14 protein-coding genes are annotated in these 18,325 nt (G+C 73.3%); 3 read left to right on the top strand and 11 right to left on the bottom strand.

Translation table 11 applies throughout. The annotated features are described in order from the left end of the window. Window positions 1–70: 70 nt before the first annotated feature. The 3 genes from ACZ4VF_RS07630 to ACZ4VF_RS07640 are packed head-to-tail and all read right to left on the bottom strand — an operon-like array spanning window position 71 to window position 2,048. Entirely contained in the window at window positions 71–379 is a 309-nt protein-coding gene (locus ACZ4VF_RS07630; protein ID WP_467923706.1) for an AzlD domain-containing protein, read from the bottom strand. Continuing rightward, a complete protein-coding gene (locus ACZ4VF_RS07635) occupies window positions 376–1,131 on the bottom strand; it encodes an AzlC family ABC transporter permease (protein WP_467923707.1) in 756 nt (251 codons plus the stop codon). Before ACZ4VF_RS07635 ends, ACZ4VF_RS07630 begins: the two co-directional genes overlap by 4 nt. Before the next feature lie 23 nt (window positions 1,132–1,154). Then, complete coding sequence (locus ACZ4VF_RS07640; RefSeq protein WP_467923708.1) at window positions 1,155–2,048, bottom strand: AraC family transcriptional regulator; 894 nt, start codon at window positions 2,046–2,048, stop codon at window positions 1,155–1,157. A gap of 140 nt (window positions 2,049–2,188) precedes the next feature. Between ACZ4VF_RS07640 and ACZ4VF_RS07645 the strand changes: the two genes are divergently transcribed. From ACZ4VF_RS07645 to ACZ4VF_RS07655, 3 genes are all read left to right on the top strand, one after another. Continuing rightward, window positions 2,189–7,225: an ATP-dependent helicase gene (locus ACZ4VF_RS07645; RefSeq protein ID WP_467923709.1), complete on the top strand. Its 5,037-nt coding sequence runs from the start codon at window positions 2,189–2,191 to the stop codon at window positions 7,223–7,225. Window positions 7,226–7,423: 198 nt separating this feature from the next. Next, on the top strand, window positions 7,424–8,269 hold the full coding sequence (locus ACZ4VF_RS07650) for an Fpg/Nei family DNA glycosylase (RefSeq protein ID WP_467923710.1): 846 nt from the start codon (window positions 7,424–7,426) through the stop codon (window positions 8,267–8,269). Between the two features lie 151 nt (window positions 8,270–8,420). Next, complete coding sequence (locus ACZ4VF_RS07655; protein ID WP_467923711.1) at window positions 8,421–9,185, top strand: SDR family NAD(P)-dependent oxidoreductase; 765 nt, start codon at window positions 8,421–8,423, stop codon at window positions 9,183–9,185. Window positions 9,186–9,544: 359 nt separating this feature from the next. On the opposite strand, the gene ACZ4VF_RS07660 is transcribed toward ACZ4VF_RS07655, so the two are convergent. From ACZ4VF_RS07660 to ACZ4VF_RS07695, 8 genes are all read right to left on the bottom strand, one after another. After that, a complete protein-coding gene (locus ACZ4VF_RS07660) occupies window positions 9,545–10,015 on the bottom strand; it encodes a Dps family protein (RefSeq protein ID WP_467923712.1) in 471 nt (156 codons plus the stop codon). Window positions 10,016–10,227: 212 nt separating this feature from the next. After that, window positions 10,228–10,602, bottom strand: coding sequence for a helix-turn-helix domain-containing protein (locus ACZ4VF_RS07665; RefSeq protein WP_053666341.1), 375 nt, complete (start codon window positions 10,600–10,602; stop codon window positions 10,228–10,230). A gap of 109 nt (window positions 10,603–10,711) precedes the next feature. Further along, window positions 10,712–11,257 (bottom strand): CinA family protein, encoded by a 546-nt coding sequence (locus tag ACZ4VF_RS07670; protein WP_467923713.1) that lies wholly within the window; start codon window positions 11,255–11,257, stop codon window positions 10,712–10,714. Continuing rightward, complete coding sequence (pgsA, locus tag ACZ4VF_RS07675; RefSeq protein WP_467923714.1) at window positions 11,254–12,018, bottom strand: CDP-diacylglycerol--glycerol-3-phosphate 3-phosphatidyltransferase; 765 nt, start codon at window positions 12,016–12,018, stop codon at window positions 11,254–11,256. The genes ACZ4VF_RS07670 and pgsA overlap by 4 nt, the downstream gene beginning before the upstream one ends. Further along, complete coding sequence (gene rimO, locus ACZ4VF_RS07680; protein ID WP_467923715.1) at window positions 12,015–13,487, bottom strand: 30S ribosomal protein S12 methylthiotransferase RimO; 1,473 nt, start codon at window positions 13,485–13,487, stop codon at window positions 12,015–12,017. The genes pgsA and rimO overlap by 4 nt, the downstream gene beginning before the upstream one ends. 97 nt (window positions 13,488–13,584) lie before the next feature. Next, window positions 13,585–14,427, bottom strand: coding sequence for a helix-turn-helix domain-containing protein (locus ACZ4VF_RS07685; protein WP_467923716.1), 843 nt, complete (start codon window positions 14,425–14,427; stop codon window positions 13,585–13,587). 282 nt (window positions 14,428–14,709) lie between these two features. Next, window positions 14,710–17,487 (bottom strand): DNA translocase FtsK, encoded by a 2,778-nt coding sequence (locus ACZ4VF_RS07690; RefSeq protein WP_467923717.1) that lies wholly within the window; start codon window positions 17,485–17,487, stop codon window positions 14,710–14,712. 124 nt (window positions 17,488–17,611) lie between these two features. Then, window positions 17,612–18,292 carry a response regulator gene (locus ACZ4VF_RS07695; RefSeq protein ID WP_467923718.1) on the bottom strand — a complete coding sequence of 227 codons (681 nt, stop codon included), beginning with the start codon at window positions 18,290–18,292 and terminating at the stop codon, window positions 17,612–17,614. Window positions 18,293–18,325 lie beyond the last annotated feature (33 nt).

Below are 18,325 nucleotides of genomic sequence, written 5' to 3' on the forward strand. Positions count from 1 at the left end.
CAGCCGACGGCCCCCTCACCCTCCGCCGGGCTCGCCTCGCCCGCCGCCCGGCCGAAGGGCCGCGCTTTCCTTATCCGCCGAGGGCCCGTACGCCCGCCGTCACCACCACGGCCGCCGCCACGACCAGCAGGAACGGCGCACGCAGCACCAGGGCCACGGCAGCGGCGCCGAGCCCCGCGGCCCGCGCGTCCAGCACCAGCGCGTGGCCGTCGGCGAACGTCTGCTGCGCGGTGAGCGCGGCGAGGAGGGCGACCGGCAGCAGGGCGGCGAGCCGCCGCACGAACGGCCGCTCGACGGTGTGCGCCGGTACCAGCAGGCCGGCGAGCTTGGCGGCGTAACAGCCGAGGGCGGTCACGCCGATCGCGATCCAGACGTTCACCGGCCCTCCTCCGCGCCGTCGTGCGCGTCCTGGCGGGTACGACCGCGGCGCCGGCCCTCCGCGAGGAGCGCGAGGGGGGCCGCCAGCGCCGCCACCAGCACCGGCACGCCGGCCGGCAGGACGGGCAGCAGTCCGAGACCGAGCAGGACGGCGAGGCCCGCGACCGCGCGCTCGGTGGCCGTCTTCAGCATCGGGGCGAGCAGCGCCAGGAACACCGCGGGTCCCGCCGCGTCCAGGCCCCACGCGCGCGTGTCGCCGATCGCCCTGGCGCCGAGCGCGCCGAGCAGCGTGGTGAGGTTCCACAGTGCGTACAGGCTGAGGCCGGTGACGGTGAAGCCGAGCCGCGCGGCCCGCCGGTTCGGCTGTGCCAGGGTCACCGCGGTGGTCTCGTCGATCACCCAGTGGGCGGCGAACGGCCGCACCGCGCGCGGGAGGGCGAGCAGCTGCGACAGCCGCAGCCCGTAGAAGGCGTTGCGCACGCCGAGGAAGAAGGCGCCGGCGGCGGCCGTGAACGGAGCGCCCCCGGCCGCGAGCGCTCCGACCAGCGCGAACTGGGAGGCGCCGGTGAACACCAGGAGGCTGAGCGCGCAGGTCTGGAGGAGGCCGAGTCCGCTGCCGGCCGCGGTCACCCCGAAGGCGAATCCGGACAGGCCGACGGCGACGCCGACGCCGAGGGCGTCCCGTACGACGGCCGCGTCCGGCTTGTCCGCTCCTTCGGCGGTCTGGTCCCTGAGAGCTATGTGCTGTGTCACGCCCGGGACGGTACGGGCGGCCGTCACCTCGCGTCTTGTACGTTCTTGCGCTCGCGCCGGCTCGTGCGCTCCCCTCGCCCCGTTCCCGCGTGCCGGCTCGTGTGCTCGCGCTGGTACGCGCCCGGGGGCACGCCGACGATCCGGGTGAAGTGCCGGTTGAGGTGGGGCTGGTCGGTGAAGCCGACGGCGGCGGCCGCCTCCGCGGGGGGCGTCCCCGCGTCCAGCAGCCGCCGGGCGCGGCGCACGCGGGCGTCGGTCAGCCAGGTGTGCGGCGGCATGCCGTAGGCGTCGCGGAACGCCCGCAGCAGGGCGAACGGGCTGGTACCGAGTTCCGCGGCCAGCCGTTCCAGGGTCGGCGGCTCCGCCATCCGCTCCTCCAGCGCCGCACGCGCGCGTGCCGCGATCCGGGCGCCGGCCGCCCGGGGCCGCCGCTGGGGCAGCGGGCCGCCGTTCAGCCGCAGCAGCCTCGTCACGGCGACCCGCAGCAGCGTGTCCGCGGCCAGCGCGTTGCCCTCGTCGGCGGCGCGCAGCACCTGGTGGACCAGGCGGGCAGTGGCAGGGTCGTCGAGGACGGGGCTGACGAAACCGGGGGTGCCCCGCAGGGTGGTGGTCTCGGCGGCGATCTCGGCGACCACGTCGGGCGAGGGGTAGAGCGCGCCGTACCGCCACCCCTCCGGCACGCCGGCCCGGCCGGTGTGCGGGGTGTCGGGATTGATCAGGGCGAGCGCTCCCGCGCCGGCGGAGACGTCGGAGCCGTGGTGGTGGAAGACCTCCACACCGTCCGCTATGGCCGCGATCACGAAGGTCTCGTGGGTGTGCCGGACGAAGGTCTTGCGGATGTACCGGGCCCGCAGCAGGTCGACCCCGGGCAGATCCGAGTACCGCCAGTGCCGTGCCCGTTCCCCTGAACCCGCCATACGCTCCATTGTCCGCCCCCGCCCACCGCCGCACCGGCTCCGCGTCGGCGGCCCGCGCCCGGCCCCGCCGCGCCCCTTCTCTCCCGCGGTCGTTCGCGCAGGTCAGGCCGATTGTCAGTGGGCGGGTGCAGGATGGACGCATGGTCAGCTCCGCACACCGGGCCCTCGACGGCTTCTCCCCCGCGACCCGCGGCTGGTTCACGGGGGCCTTCTCCGCGCCCACCGCGGCCCAGGCGGGTGCGTGGCAGGCCATCCGGGAGGGGTCGGACGTGCTGGTGGTCGCCCCGACCGGCTCGGGCAAGACGCTGGCCGCGTTCCTCGCCGCCCTGGACCAGCTGGCCTCGGCCCCGCCCCCGGCCGACCCGAAGAAGCGCTGCCGGGTGCTGTACGTGTCCCCGCTGAAGGCCCTGGCGGTGGACGTCGAGCGGAACCTGCGCAGTCCGCTGACCGGTATCCGCCACGAGTCGGTGCGGCTGGGCCTGCCCGAGCCGGAGGTCAGGGTCGGCATCCGGTCCGGCGACACCCCGGCCGCCGAGCGCCGCGCCCTGTCCACCCGCCCGCCGGACATCCTGATCACCACTCCGGAGTCGCTGTTCCTGATGCTGACGTCGGCCACGCGCGACGCGCTCACGGGTGTGGAGACGGTGATCCTGGACGAGGTGCACGCGGTCGCGGGCACCAAGCGCGGCGCGCACCTCGCGCTCTCGCTGGAGCGGCTGGACGAGCTGCTGCCGAAGCCCGCCCGCCGGATCGGCCTGTCGGCGACCGTCCGCCCGGTGGACGAGGTGGCCCGCTATCTGTCCCCGCGCCGCAAGGTGGAGATCGTCCAGCCGGAGTCCGGCAAGGAGTTCGACCTCTCCGTGGTCGTCCCGGTCGAGGACATGGGGGAGCTGGGCGGTTCCCCGGCGTCCGACGCGGCCGAGGGCGGGGAGCGGCCGTCGATCTGGCCGCATGTGGAGGAGCGGATCGCCGACCTGGTCCAGGCCCACCGGTCCACGATCGTCTTCGCCAACTCCCGCCGCCTGGCGGAGCGGCTGTGCAACCGGCTCAACGAGATCGCGTACGAGCGCGCGACCGGCGAGACCCTGGAGGAGCACCACTCCCCCGCCCAGCTGATGGGTGGTTCCGGCGCGGCCGCCGGCGCACCGCCGGTGATCGCCCGCGCGCACCACGGCTCGGTCTCCAAGGAGCAGCGCGCTCTGGTCGAGGAGGACCTGAAGGCCGGCCGGCTGCCCGCGGTGGTCGCCACCTCCAGCCTGGAACTCGGCATCGACATGGGGGCCGTGGATCTCGTCGTCCAGGTCGAGTCCCCGCCCTCGGTGGCCTCGGGTCTCCAGCGTGTGGGCCGCGCGGGACACCAGGTCGGCGCCGTCTCCACCGGCGTGGTCTTCCCGAAGTACCGGGGCGACCTGGTCCAGGCCGCCGTGGTCACCGAGCGGATGCGCTCGGGCGCGATCGAGTCCCTGAAGGTCCCCGCGAACCCGCTGGACGTGCTCGCCCAGCAGCTGGTCGCCATGACGGCGCTGGACACCTGGCAGTTCGACGACCTGCTCGCCGTGGTCCGCCGCGCGGCCCCGTTCGCCTCGCTGCCGGAGTCGGCGTTCACGGCGGTCCTGGACATGCTCGCGGGCCGCTACCCGTCGGACGCGTTCGCGGAGCTGCGCCCGCGCGTGGTGTGGGACCGCGTGGTCGGCACGGTCACCGGCCGTCCCGGCGCCCAGCGCCTGGCCGTCACCTCCGGCGGCACCATCCCGGACCGCGGCCTGTTCGGCGTCTTCCTCGCCGGGTCCGACCCCAAGAAGGGCGGCGGCCGGGTCGGCGAACTGGACGAGGAGATGGTGTACGAGTCCCGCGTCGGGGACGTCTTCACGCTGGGCACGAGTTCCTGGCGCATCGAGGACATCACGCGCGACCGCGTCCTGGTGTCGCCCGCGCCGGGCGTGCCGGGCCGGCTGCCGTTCTGGAAGGGCGACCAGCTGGGCCGGCCGCTGGAGCTGGGCCGCGCGGTGGGCGCCTTCCTGCGCGAGGTCGGCGCCCTGTCCCGTGACGACGCGCGGCTCAGGCTGCTGGCGGCGGGCCTGGACGCGTGGGCGGCGGACAACGTGCTGTCGTACCTGGACGAGCAGCGGGAGTCCTGCGGCCACGTCCCGGACGACCGCACGATCGTCGTCGAGCGCTTCCGCGACGAGCTGGGCGACTGGCGGGTCGTCGTCCACTCCCCCTTCGGTGCCCAGGTCCACGCCCCCTGGGCGCTCGCCCTCGGCGCCCGGCTCTCCGAGCGGTACGGCATGGACGCGCAGGTCATGCACGCCGACGACGGCATCGTCCTGCGCCTGCCCGACGCCGATCTGATGGGCCTGGACCTGCTCGACCGGGAGCCGGTGAAGGCCGGCGGCGAGTACGACAGCGAACAGGCCCCGGTCGGCGCGGCCGACGTCGCCTTCGACAAGGGCGAGGTCGACCAGATCGTCACCGACCAGGTCGGCGGCTCGGCGCTGTTCGCCTCCCGGTTCCGCGAGTGCGCCGCCCGCGCGCTGCTGCTGCCGCGCCGCAACCCCGGCAAGCGCACCCCGCTGTGGCAGCAGCGCCAGCGGGCGGCCCAGCTGCTCCAGGTGGCGAGCGAGTTCGGCTCGTTCCCGATCGTCCTGGAGGCGGTCCGCGAGTGCCTCCAGGACGTCTTCGACGTCCCCGGCCTCGTCGAGCTGATGGGGGACATCGAGTCCCGCAAGGTGCGCCTGGTCGAGGTCACCACCCCGGAGCCGTCCCCGTTCGCCCGCTCCCTGCTCTTCGGGTACGTCGCCCAGTTCCTGTACGAGGGCGACTCCCCGCTGGCCGAGCGGCGCGCCGCCGCGCTGTCCCTGGACTCGCGGCTGCTGGCCGAGCTGCTCGGCCAGGCGGAGCTGCGCGAGTTGCTCGACGCCGAGGTGCTGACCGAGCTGGAGCGCGAGCTGCAGTGGCTCGCCGAGGACCGCCGGGTCAAGGACGTGGAGGGTGTCGCCGACGTGCTCCGGCTGCTCGGCCCGCTGACCGACGCGGAGCTGGTCGCGCGGGGCGCGGATCCGCAGTGGGCGCGGGAGCTGGCCGGGGCCCGCCGGGCCATCAGGGTGCGGATCGCGGGCGCCGACCACTGGGCGGCCGTCGAGGACGCGGGCCGGCTGCGCGACGCGCTCGGCACGGCCCTGCCGGTCGGGGTCCCCGAGGCGTTCACCGAGCCGGTCAAGGATCCGCTGGGTGATCTCCTCGCCCGGTACGCCCGTACCCACGGCCCGTTCACCTCGGCCACCGCGGCGGCCCGGTTCGGCCTGGGCGTGGCGGTCACCGAGGGCGCCCTGCAGCGGCTGGCCGCGGCCGGCCGGGTCGTGCAGGGCGAGTTCCACCCGGCGGGCATCGGCCAGGAGTGGTGCGACGCGGCCGTACTGCGCCGCCTGCGCCGCCGTTCCCTGGCGGCCCTGCGGCACGAACTGGAGCCCGTGCCGCCCGCCGCGCTCGCCCAGTTCCTGCCCCAGTGGCAGCACATCGGCAAGGGCCACGGCTTGCGCGGCGTCGACGGACTGGTGCGTACCGTCGAGCAGTTGCAGGGTGCGTCCGTGCCGGCCTCCGCGCTGGAGAGGCTGGTCCTGCCCTCCCGCGTGGCCGGCTACACGCCCTCGATGCTGGACGAGCTGACCGCCGCCGGCGAGGTGGTGTGGGCCGGCGCGGGTGCCCTGCCCGGCAAGGACGGCTGGGTCTCCCTCTACCTGGCGGACGCGGCCCCGCTGTTGCTCCCGGCGCCCCACCCGCTGGAGCTGACCGCGCTCCACCAGTCCGTCCTCGACACCCTGTCGGGCGGTTACGGCCTGTTCTTCCGGCAGATCGCCGACCAGGTCCGCGCCACCACGCACCCCGAGGCCACCGATCCCCAGCTGGCCGACGCGCTGTGGGACCTGGCCTGGTCGGGCCGGCTCACCAACGACACGCTGGCGCCGATGCGCGCCCTGCTGGGCTCGGGCCGTACGGCGGGCTCGACCGCTCACCGTGCCAAGCGAGCCGTACCGCGCGGACGTTACGGTTCCCTGACGGCCGCCGCGCGCACCGCCTCCCGCACCGGGCCGCCGACCGTGGCCGGCCGCTGGTCACTGCTGCCGGCGGCCGAGCCGGACACCACGGTGCGGGCACACGCCCTGGCCCGCACGCTCCTGGACCGGCACGGCGTGGTCACCCGGGGCGCGGTCGCCGCGGAGGGCGTCGAAGGCGGCTTCTCGGCGGTGTACCGGGTGCTGTCGGTCTTCGAGGAGAGCGGCCAGGCCCGGCGCGGTTACGTGGTCGAGGGGCTGGGCGCGGCCCAGTTCGCGATGGACGGCGCGGTGGACCGGCTCCGCACGGTGGCGAACGCCCGTGAGCGCACCGAGGGCCTGCCGAGCCCGGTGGGCCGGAACGGATTCGGCCCCGCGGCCGCCGCCAACGGCTTCGCCGAGCCGGGCTTCGCGAACCCGTTCGACGTCATGGCCGGCACCCCGCACGGCCACGCGTCCCCCGACGCCCGCGACACGGCCGACGGCGGTTTCGCCCATCCCGGCCTGGACGGCGACTTCACCTGGCCGCCGGAGGACGGACCCGCCGCCGACGGCTCCCGCGACCTCGCCGACCCCTTCGCCTCCCCCGGTTACGGCGGCCCCCGCGGCGGCGGACCCACCCGCCACGGCTCGCCCGCCCCGTACGGTTCCGCCCCCTACGGCACGACCCCGCACGGCCAGGCGCCGTACCGTGGCTACGGCAACGGCCGCACGGGCGGCTCCCCCGCCTCCGACCCCCGCGCCGTCGTCCTCGCCGCGGCCGACCCCGCGAACGCCTACGGTTCCGCGCTGCCCTGGCCGGAACCGCCGACCGGAGCCGGGCACAAGCCCGGCCGCAAGGCGGGTTCCCTGGTCGTCCTGGTGGAGGGCGAGCTGACGCTGTACATGGAGCGCGGCGGCAAGACGCTGCTGGCCTGGCCCACCGCACCGGACACCGCGGCGGCGGACGACGCCCGCCTGCGTATGGCGGCCCAGGCGCTGGCCGCGGCGGCCCGCGCGGGCGCGCTCGGCACGGTCACGGTCGAACGGATCAACGGCGTCCAGGCCCTGACCTCCCCCACGGGCGCCCTCCTGGAGACGGCGGGATTCGTGGCGACACCGCGCGGACTGCGTCTGAGAGCATGACCGGCCGCGGCCCGGCAGCGTGAGCCCCGCGCCCCGTACGACCGGAGCCCCCGGCCTCCGCCGCACACCCAGCCGCACCCCACCGACCGCAGACCACAGACCGCAGACACAGACTTCCACCCGCACCCCACCGCTCCCCCCGCCGCACCCGTCACCTCCGAACCCTCACCCCTCACCCCACCGTGGCACCCTTGACGCATGCCCGAAGGTGACACGGTCTGGCAGGCCGCGCGTCGGCTGCACGAGGCCCTCGCGGGCAAGCCGCTGACGCGCAGCGACTTCCGCGTGCCGAAGTACGCGACGGTCGACCTCACCGGCCGTCGGGTGCTGAACACGATCCCGCGCGGCAAGCACCTGCTCACCCGGTTCGAGGGCGGCCTGACCCTGCACACCCATCTGCGCATGGAGGGCGCCTGGAAGGTGTTCGGCACGGGTGAGCGCTGGCGGGGCGGCCCGGCGCACCAGATCCGGGCGGTGCTCGGCACCGTCGACCGCACGGCCGTCGGCTACCGCCTCCAGGTCCTGGAGCTGCTGCGCACCACCGACGAGGAGCGGGTCGTCGGCCACCTGGGCCCCGATCTGCTCGGCCCGGACTGGGATCCCGAGCGCGCGCTGGCCAACGTCCTCGCGGACCCCGCCCGCGAACTGGGCGAGGCCCTGCTGGACCAGCGCAATCTGGCCGGCATCGGCAACGTCTACAAGAGCGAGCTGTGCTTCCTGCTCGGCGTGACTCCGTGGCTGCCGGCCGGCGCGCTCCCCGCGGACCGCGCGGAGAAGCTGCCCGGTCTGGCCAAGCGGCTCCTGGAGATGAACCGCGACCGCCCGGTCCGGCAGACCACCGGCCTGCACCGTTACGACCTGTTCGTCTACGGCCGCGCGCCCCGCCCCTGCCTGCGCTGCCACACCCCCGTCCGGGTCGCCGACCAGGGCGACGGCACCCAGGAGCGCCCCACCTACTGGTGCCCCACCTGCCAGCCGGGCCCCGCTCCCGCACCAGGCTCACCCCAACGCTGGCGCGACAAGTACCCCCGCCGCACCGGCTGACCAGCCGACCCCCGTACCCGCCGGGACAGCACACGTGCCCGCGCCGCCACCCGCCTCCGGCTGACCGCCCGCGCCCCCTCCGGCCCCGCACCCGCGCCGGCCCGCCCCGACCAATTGACGGTCCGTCAGACATGCTCGTACCGTCGCCGGTATGACGCTCCCCGCGTACGACCTCAGCGGACGCACCGCCTTCGTGACCGGAGCCGCCGGCGGGATCGGACGGGCGTGCGCCGTCCTGCTCGCCGGGGCGGGGGCGGCGGTGCACTGTGCCGACCGGGACGCGGACGGCCTGGACGGTACGGCCGCGCTGGTCGAGGAGCGCGGTGGCACGGCCAGGGTCCATGTCCTCGACGTCACCGACCGGGACCGGCTCGGTGAGGCGGTCCGGTCCTGCGGACGGCTGGACGTGCTGGCGGCGATCGCCGGGATCATGCACAGCAGCCCGGTGCTGGAGACCCGGGACGAGGATCTCGACCGGGTGCTGAACGTCAACTTCAAGGGAGTGCTGTACGCCTGCCAGGAGGCGGCCCGCCTGATGCTGGCCCGGGGCACCCGCGGCAGCATCGTCACCATGGCCTCGGGCGCGGTGGACACCGGCGGTGCCGGGCTGCTCTGCTACGGCGCGGCGAAGGCGGCCGTGGTGCAGCTGACGAAGACGCTGGCCACCGAGGTCGGCCCGCACGGCATCCGGGTCAACGCGGTCGCACCGGGCTGGATCCGCACTCCCATGACCGACCGTCACGACCACGCGGCGCAGGCGCACACCGAGGCCGCGATGACCCGGCTGACCCCGCTCGGCCGGGTCGGCGAACCGGACGACGTCGCGCACGCGGTGCTGTATCTCGCCTCGGACGCCTCGGCTTTCACGACGGGTCAGATACTCCGTCCGAACGGGGGCGTGGCGATGCCCTGGTGACCTCAGCGTCCCGCGAGGCGGCCGGCCGGCCCCCCAACGGGCCGGCCCCGGTCGCGTGTCCCTTCGGCACACAGTGCACCGGCAGCAGGCTCAGCCCCCACCCGCCGGTCACGACGGCCGCTTCCACCACGCCCTGGCCCTCGCCCAGGGCGAGCCGCAGCACGGCCCACCACCACACCGCCCCCGCCCCGAGCGCGATCGTCCGGCGCACTGTCCGCCCCACCATGCCCGCCACCACCTCCAGCCGGACGCTAGACCGTCGCCTGTCCCGCGCGGGAGGCGCACCACGGGCTCACCGATGCAACACCGGTCCACCCGGCGTCGCGGACGACGACCACCCCGGCCGCCGACCGCAGCCGCTAGGCGTTCTCCGCCTGGAACATCCAGTGGTGCTTCTCCAGGTCGGCGGTGATCCCGATCAGCAGGTCCTGGGACACGGCATCCGGCTCCCCGGTCGCCTCCACCCGCTCTCGCATGCGGGTGATCACCGAACCGAGCGCGTCCACCATCGCCCCGACCGCGTCCGTGTCCTTGATCCACCCGGCCGCAGTGGTCTTGATGCCGCTGCCGGAGGCCACCGTGGCGGCGCGACCGTCGGGCGGTACGCCCAGCGCGGAGGCCCGCTCGGCCACCGTGTCCGAGTGGGTGCGGGCGGAGGCGACGACCTCGTCGAGCTGGAGGTGTATGGAGCGGAAGCGGGGGCCGACGATGTTCCAGTGGATCTGCTTGGCGGCCAGGGCGAGGTCCACCAGGTCGACCAGGGCGCCCTGCAGGGCCTCCGCCACGGTCTTCAGATCCGCGTCCGCCAGCGGGCTCTTCACGACGTACATCCGCTTCCTCCGGTGTTTCGGCGCCGTCACGTCCTCCCACGATGACCGCACCACGCGGTACCGGCAAATGGGCGCAGATCAGGAGGAAACAGGCGGCAACCCCGCTGGACGGCGGAAGACCGCGAAAAGCCACGGCCGGCTCCCTCAGGTCTTCCTGGAGGAGCCGGCCGTGGCTTCAGCCGTATCGGGTTGCCAGGCCGCGCGGGCGTGTGTCACGCGGCGACCACGTCCACCGCCTCCGCGGGCGCCTTGATGGTCACCCGTTCCGGTGGCACACCGGTCACCGACACGGAACCCAGCATCGGTCGGACCGGCGTGGGCACGGGCTCGGTGGCCGCGGCGGACTGGGCCAGTTCGGCGAGCGCCAGCTCGTCGCTCACTTCCCGCATGAGTTCCGACATCCGTACGTCCAGCGCGTCGCAGATGGCGGCGAGCAGCTCGGAGGAAGCCTCCTTCTGCCCCCGCTCCACCTCGGAGAGATAGCCGAGTGAGACTCGGGCGGACGAGGAGACTTCGCGCAGAGTACGGCCCTGGCGTTGGCGCTGCCGACGCAGCACGTCACCCAGCAGGCGACGGAGCAGAATCATCGGTGGCTCCCTCCTCGGACCGCGTAGCCGCATCCTTCTCGCCCCACCGTACCGCCTTGCGCCGCGGCCGTGCGGGGAGCGATGTCGTGTTCACTCAGGGCTGCAAACATCAAAACCCCCCGTTCCGTTCCGTATCCTGTGCCCGCTCATTCCCAGTCTGTTCGCCCGCAAGCTGCTCCAGGAGCACTGCGAGTACGCTCCGTACACTCTCCATACGAATTTCCGCACGGCCGCCGTTCAACCGCAGCGCCTCGACTTTTCCGCCACCGGCAGAACCGGCGCGAGCCGTGAGGGGTCCGTCGACGGCCACGAAGACCATCCCGACGGGCTTTCCGTCCTGCGGGTCCGGACCCGCGACCCCGGTGGTCGCGATGCCCCAGTCGGCACCCAGCGCCTTGCGCACACCGGCCGCCATCTGGGCCGCGACCTGCGGATCCACCGCGCCGCGCTGGGCCAGCAGGGTGGCGTCGACACCCAGCAGCCGGTGCTTCAGCTCGGTGGCGTAGGCGGTGATCGAGCCCCGGAACACGCGGGAGGCGCCGGGCACCCCGGTGACCTCCGCCGCCACCAGGCCACCGGTCAGCGACTCCGCGACGGCGAGGGTCTCGCCCCTCACGGTCAGTAGTCGAACCAGTTCGGTGGCCGCGGAACTCACGCTTCCTTCTCCTCCAACGCCGCCGCGCGCTCGGCGATTCCCCGCCGGCGCAGCACAATGGCTTGTCTTACGTAGTCGAGGCCGGTCACGACGGTGAGGACGACCGCCACGGCCATCACCCAGAACCTCAGGGTGGCCAGCCACCCCGTCAGTGCCAGGACGTACATCCCGACGGCCACGCCCTGGGTGAGCGTCTTCAGCTTGCCGCCCCGGCTGGCGGGGATCACGCCGTAGCGAATGACCAGAAAACGCAGCAGGGTGATGCCGAGTTCCCGGCCGAGGATCACCCCCGTCACCCACCACGGCAGATCACCTAGGCCCGACAGACAGATGAGCGCCGCACCCATGATCGCCTTGTCGGCGATGGGGTCGGCGATCTTCCCGAAGTCGGTGACCAGGTTGTAGGTGCGGGCCAGATGCCCGTCGAACAGGTCGGTGATCATGGCGACGGCGAAGGCCGCCCAGGCCAGGGAGCGCCAGGCCGGGTCGTAGCCGCCGTCCGCCAGCATCAGGGCCACGAAGCCGGGGACCAGGAGCAGCCGGAGCATCGTCAGCAGATTGGCGACGTTCCAGACGCTCGCCTGGTTGACGGCCGCGGCCGCGATCTTCCCGCCCCGTGCGGGTTTGCCGCCGCTGTCGGGGGCCGTGGCCGGGCCCGAAGCAGAACCGGAGACCTCGGACCGGGCGCCGTCGACGGCCGGCCCCCGGGCGCCGTGCGCGCCGGAGGAGCCGCCCGCGGCGGATGCCGGGACTCCGGTCATCTGCCCGCCTCCTCACTACACGCGAGCGAGCCGGTCAGCGGCTCGGCCACCAGGTCGACACCTTCCGTACCGACCACCTTCGCCTCGACCATACGTCCGACGGTCAGGCCCTCGCCGCTCGTGAGGAGCACCTGGCCGTCGGTCTCCGGCGCCTGGTGCGCGGCACGGCCGTGGACGCCCTCCTCCTCGTCCACGGACTCCACCAGGACCCGCAGGGTCTCGCCAACGCGCTCCTCGGCACGCTGCGAGACGAGTTCCTCGGCGAGCCGGGAGATGTGGGCCAGGCGCTCGGCGACGACGTCCTCGTCCAGCTTGTTGTCGTACGTCGCCGCTTCCGTGCCCTCCTCGTCGGAGTAGCCGAAGACACCGATGGCGTCCAGCCGGGCGCCGTTCAGGAAGCGCTCCAGCTCGCCCAGGTCGGACTCGGTCTCGCCGGGGAAGCCGACGATGAAGTTGGAGCGCACGCCGGCCTCGGGTGCCTTGCTCCGGATGGTGTCGAGCAGCTCCAGGAACCGGTCGGTGTCGCCGAAGCGGCGCATGGCGCGCAGCACGTCGGGCGCGGAGTGCTGGAAGGACAGGTCGAAGTACGGGGCGACCTTGGGGGTGGAGGTCAGGACGTCGATGAGACCCGGGCGCATCTCGGCCGGCTGCAGGTAGCTCACCCGGACCCGCTCGATGCCGTCGACATCGGCCAGCTCCGGCAGCAGGGACTCCAGCAGGCGGATGTCGCCGAGGTCCTTGCCGTAGCTGGTGTTGTTCTCGGAGACCAGCATGATCTCCTTCACGCCCTGCTCGGCCAGCCAGCGGGTCTCGTTCAGGACGTCGCTGGGGCGGCGGGAGATGAAGGAGCCGCGGAAGGACGGGATGGCGCAGAAGGAGCAGCGCCGGTCGCAGCCGGAGGCCAGCTTGACCGAGGCGACCGGGGAGCCGTCGAGCCGGCGGCGCAGGGGCGCGCGGGGGCCCGAGGCGGGCGCGAGACCCTCCGGGAGGTCGGCCGGGGCGTGCCCGGGGAGCGCCACCGAGGCGGCCGACTCCTGACGCTCGGCCGGGCTGATCGGCAGCAGCTTGCGCCGGTCGCGCGGGGTGTGGGAGGCGTGGATGCCGCCGGACAGGATGGTCTGCAGGCGGTCGGAGATGTCCGTGTAGTCGTCGAAGCCGAGCACGCCGTCGGCCTCGGGCAGCGCCTCGGCCAGTTCCTTGCCGTACCGCTCGGCCATGCAGCCCACCGCCACGACGGCCTGGGTTCTCCCGTGGCCCTTGAGGTCGTTCGCCTCCAGCAGGGCGTCGACGGAGTCCTTCTTCGCGGCCTCCACGAAGCCACAGGTGTTGACGACGGCGACGTCGGCGTCCGCGGCGTCCTCGACGAGCTGCCAGCCGTCCGCCTCCAAACGGCCTGCGAGCTCTTCGGAGTCCACCTCGTTACGAGCGCAGCCGAGAGTGACAAGTGCGACGGTACGGCGTTCAGGCATGGGCTCAAGACTACTTCGTCTCACTGACGGCCCACGTCGACGGGGTTGGCCCATCGTGGCCGACTCCGTCACATCCAGGCCCGCCGGGGGCGGCCCGTCAGCCCGCCACCGGGTCGCCCTTCGTGTAGGTGAGGCGCTCGACCGCGCCGGGCCGGAAGGTGTCCTCGATCTTCTTGCCGTTGACGTACAGCTCGATGGCGCCCGCGTCGCCGAGAATCAGGTTGATCTTGGAGCTGTCCTGGAAGGTCTTGGACTGGCCCTTCTTCAGCAGCCCGTCGAAGAGCATCCGGCCGTTGTGGTCCTTGGCCGAGATCCAGCTGCGTCCGTTGGGTGCGCTGACCTGGACGGTGACCTTGTCCTGGGGAGCGGCGGCGATGGCGCTGTCGGAGGGTTCGCCGGTCGGCTCGGCGGTCTTGTTCTTCTTCGGGGTGGGCACGGCGGACTTGCCGGCGGCGGGCGCGGTGCCCTCGGCGATCTGGGACTTCGAGTCGCCGGAATCGTCTCCGCCCTTGAACGCGGTGAACCCGACGAACCCGATCACGACGACGATCGCGGCGACCATGGCCGCGGTCCAGTTCGGGCCGCGCCGCTCGGGCCGGATCCGCTCCGCCTCGAACAGGGGTGCGGCGGGGGTGGGTGCGGGCCGGCCGCCGTGCTCGGCGTCGTACTGGGCGATCAGCGGGTCCGGGTCGAGGCGGACGGCCCGGGCCAGCGTGCGGATGTGACCCCGGGCGTACACGTCCCCGCCGCAGGGGGCGAAGTCGTCCGCCTCGATGGCGTGCACGATGGCGATACGGACACGAGTGGCACTGCTGACCTGTTCCACGGTGAGCCCGGCCGCGAACCGCGCCTGCTGGAGGGCGCGGCCCACGGAGGGTCGGGCTTCCTGGGACTCGTCTGGGAACGGACGCTCGTCTTCAGGGGAGTTGCCGATGGACACGGGGGGCGCCTTTCGAGCGTGTAGCCACCTGTGCTGGAAGCTCAGTCTAGGGGGGGTACGAAAGGGTGGGGCAACCGGACAGTAGGACTTTGTACACCGTCGGACCGGCCGGACAATCCGATGGTTTGACAGGCAGGTACCCCATGATGAGGCCCGTAGCTGTCCTTTCGCTCAACTGGACGTACGACGAACGGAAACGGTTGCTCACAGATCTCTAACGGGTGGATCACGGCGATCCCGCCACCCGGCGTAACCCGCTTCCGCCGAACGGCCCTTCGCCCCTCACCCCTCAGACTCCCCGCGAATCACGGCGAGCACGCCGTCCAGGTCGTCAGGTTTCACCAGAACGTCACGTGCCTTGGAGCCCTCGCTCGGTCCCACGATGTTGCGCGACTCCATGAGGTCCATGAGCCGTCCGGCCTTGGCGAAGCCGACGCGCAGCTTGCGCTGGAGCATGGACGTCGACCCGAACTGGGTGGAGACGACCAGCTCGGCCGCCTGGCACAGCAGGTCGAGGTCGTCGCCGATGTCCTCGTCGATCTCCTTCTTCTGCTTGGTGCCCACGGTCACGTCGTCCCGGAAGACCGGCGCCATCTGGTCCTTGCAGTGCTGGACGACGGCCGCGACCTCCTCCTCGGTCACGAACGCGCCCTGCATACGGGTCGGCTTGTTCGCGCCCATCGGCAGGAACAGGCCGTCACCCTTGCCGATCAGCTTCTCGGCGCCGGGCTGGTCGAGGATGACCCGTGAGTCGGCGAGCGAGGAGGTGGCGAAGGCCAGCCGCGAGGGCACGTTCGCCTTGATCAGACCGGTGACCACGTCGACCGAGGGCCGCTGGGTGGCGAGCACCAGGTGGATGCCGGCCGCGCGCGCGAGCTGCGTGATCCGCACGATCGCGTCCTCGACGTCCCGCGGGGCCACCATCATCAGGTCGGCCAGCTCGTCGACGATCACCAGCAGGTACGGGTACGGCTGCAGCTCCCGCTCGCTGCCCTCGGGCGGCTTGACCTTGCCCTCGCGCACCGCGCGGTTGAAGTCGTCGATGTGCCGGTAGCCGTAGGCGGCCAGGTCGTCGTACCTGAGGTCCATCTCGCGGACCACCCACTGCAGCGCCTCGGCGGCCCGCTTGGGGTTGGTGATGATCGGCGTGATCAGGTGCGGGATGCCCTCGTAGGCGGTCAGCTCGACGCGCTTGGGGTCCACCAGGATCATCCGGACGTCCTCCGGGGTCGCCCGCATCATGACCGAGGTGATCAGGCAGTTGATGCAGGACGACTTGCCGGAACCGGTGGCACCGGCGACCAGCATGTGCGGCATCTTCGCCAGCGAGTGCATGACGTACCCGCCCTCGACGTCCTTGCCGAAGGCCACCAGCATCGGGTCGTCGTCCTCCGCGGACTCCGCGAGCCGCAGGACGTCGCCGAGGTTGACCATCTCCCGGTCGGTGTTCGGGATCTCGATGCCCACCGCCGACTTGCCGGGGATGGGGCTGATGATCCGTACGTCCGGGCTGGCGACGGCGTAGGCGATGTTCTTGGTCAGCGCGGTGATCCGCTCGACCTTCACGGCGGGACCCAGCTCGACCTCGTAGCGGGTGACCGTCGGGCCGCGGGTGAAGCCGGTGACGGCCGCGTCGACCTTGAACTCGGTGAAGACCTGGGTGAGCGAGGCGACGACCGCGTCGTTGGCGGCGCTGCGCGCCTTGCCCGGGCCGCCGCGCCGGAGGAGGTCCAGGGAGGGCAGCGCGTAGGTGATGTCGCCGGACAGCTGGAGCTGCTCCGCGCGTGCGGGCAGGTCGCGGGGCTGTTCCGGGGCCTTCTTGGTCAGGTCCGGCACGGCCTTGGTCAGGTCCGGCACGGGCTTGGTCGGGTCGGGGACGGCCCCGGTCCTCGGCTTCTCCTGCCGGTCCCGGGCGACCGGGACCGGCGTCGGCGCGGGTTCCGCCGCCGGAGCGGGCACCGGGGTGGTGTCCTCGCGCTCCCCCGCGCTCACCCCCTGGGTGAGGTCGGCGACGAGCGGGGACGGCGGCATCCCGTGCAGCACGGCACCGTCGAGCGAGGCCGCGGCGGCCGCGGCGACGTCCACGGCGTCCGGGTGGCGCTGCGGGTCCGGCTGGGGCACCGCGGAGCGCCTGGGGCGCCCACGGCGCCGCGAGAGGGCCTCCTCCTCGGCGCGCTCCGGATCGTACGCCGGAGGGGCGCTGGAGCGTCTGCGCGGGCGCGCGGGCGTCGCCTCGCGCCACTGCTCGTCGTAGCCCTCCTCCTCGACGAGGAGGTCGTCCTCGGGGTCGCGCAGCACGCCGAGGTGGACGCCGAGCGTCCGCAGCCGCTGCGGGATGGCGTTGACCGGGGTCGCGGTCACCACCAGCAGCCCGAAGACCGTCAGCAGCACCAGCAGGGGTACGGCGAGCACCTCGCTCATCGTGAAGGTCAGCGGGGTGGCCGCCGCCCAGCCGATGAGGCCGCCGGCGTCCCTTATGCCCTGCATGCCGGCGCTGCGCGCGGGGGAGCCGCAGGCGATGTGGACCTGGCCGAGCACGCCGATGACGAGCGCGGACAGGCCGATCACGATCCGCCCGTTGGCCTCCGGCTGCTCCGGGTGCCGGATGAACCGTACGGCGATCACCGCGAGCAGTATCGGCACGAGCAGGTCGAGCCGGCCGAAGGCGCCGGTGACCAGCATCTCGACCAGGTCGCCGACGGGCCCGCGGAGGTCCGCCCAGGTGCCGGCGGCGACGATCAGGGCCATGGCGAGCAGCAGCAGCGCGACGCCGTCCTTGCGGTGGGCCGGGTCGAGGTTCTTCGCGCCCTGCCCTATGCCGCGGAAGACGGCGCCGACGGCGTGCGCGAGGCCGAGCCAGAGGGCGCGCACCAGCCGGTACACGCCCCCGGTGGGGCTGGCCACCGGCCTGGGCGGCGGGGCCTTCCTCACCGCGGCCTTCTTGGCGGGCGCCTTCTTGACCGGTGCCTTCTTCGCGGCGGCCCTCTTCGCCGGAACCCTCGCGGGAGCCGCCGCCTTCTTGGCGGGCTGCTTCTTGGCTGCGGAGGGACGTGAGGCCATGGGTGTGAGGTTACCGGGGGAGACGACAGCGGACACGCGTGCCCACAGCTTCACCCGTTCGTGTCGTGCCCGCCGTGGCGCGGAACTGACGCACGCTCATCCGCAACTGCCGTCCCCGCGCGGGTCAGTTCTGCGAGGGCACCGCGGCCCCGGCGCCGCCCGAGCCCGGCTCCAGGGCGTCGAGGGCACGACGCAACCCGGTCAGTTTGCGCTCCAGATGGGCCGCCGTGGCCACCGCCGCCGCGTCCGCGGAGTCGTCGTCCAGCTGCTTGGACAGCGCCTCCGCCTGCTCCTCGACGGCCGCGAGCCGCGCGGACAGCTCGGCGAGCAGCCCGGCCGACTCCTTGCCGGCGACACCGCCCTTGCCGCCGCCCTCCAACTGGAGCCGCAGCAGCGCCGCCTGCTCCCTCAGCTGGCAGTTCTTCATGTACAGCTCGACGAAGACCGAGACCTTCGCGCGCAGCACCCACGGGTCGAAGGGCTTGGAGATGTAGTCCACCGCGCCCGCCGCGTAGCCCCGGAAGGTGTGGTGCGGACCGTGGTTGATCGCCGTGAGGAAGATGATCGGGATGTCCCGGGTCCGCTCCCGCCGCTTGATGTGCGCGGCCGTCTCGAACCCGTCCATGCCCGGCATCTGGACATCCAGCAGAATGACCGCGAAATCGTCCGTGAGCAGCGCTTTGAGCGCTTCCTCCCCGCTCGATGCCCGCACCAGCGTCTGATCGAGCGCAGAGAGGATGGCCTCCAGCGCCAGCAGATTCTCCGGCCGGTCATCGACCAGGAGGATCTTGGCCTTCTGCACCATGGCCCGCCCTCCTCGCCCCGGCGGTACACCGGG

Source organism: Streptomyces sp. NPDC029151 (assembly GCF_055564315.1).

Coding starts and splice junctions, on each gene's coding strand:
- ACZ4VF_RS07665 (WP_053666341.1), bottom strand. CDS start 10,602: ATGATTCTGCTCCGTCGCCTGCTGGGTGACGTGCTGCGTCGGCAGCGC.
- ACZ4VF_RS07640 (WP_467923708.1), bottom strand. CDS start 2,048: ATGGCGGGTTCAGGGGAACGGGCACGGCACTGGCGGTACTCGGATCTG.
- ACZ4VF_RS07690 (WP_467923717.1), bottom strand. CDS start 17,487: ATGGCCTCACGTCCCTCCGCAGCCAAGAAGCAGCCCGCCAAGAAGGCG.
- rimO (WP_467923715.1), bottom strand. CDS start 13,487: ATGCCTGAACGCCGTACCGTCGCACTTGTCACTCTCGGCTGCGCTCGT.
- ACZ4VF_RS07650 (WP_467923710.1), top strand. CDS start 7,424: ATGCCCGAAGGTGACACGGTCTGGCAGGCCGCGCGTCGGCTGCACGAG.
- ACZ4VF_RS07655 (WP_467923711.1), top strand. CDS start 8,421: ATGACGCTCCCCGCGTACGACCTCAGCGGACGCACCGCCTTCGTGACC.
- ACZ4VF_RS07660 (WP_467923712.1), bottom strand. CDS start 10,015: ATGTACGTCGTGAAGAGCCCGCTGGCGGACGCGGATCTGAAGACCGTG.
- ACZ4VF_RS07645 (WP_467923709.1), top strand. CDS start 2,189: ATGGTCAGCTCCGCACACCGGGCCCTCGACGGCTTCTCCCCCGCGACC.
- ACZ4VF_RS07695 (WP_467923718.1), bottom strand. CDS start 18,292: ATGGTGCAGAAGGCCAAGATCCTCCTGGTCGATGACCGGCCGGAGAAT.
- pgsA (WP_467923714.1), bottom strand. CDS start 12,018: ATGACCGGAGTCCCGGCATCCGCCGCGGGCGGCTCCTCCGGCGCGCAC.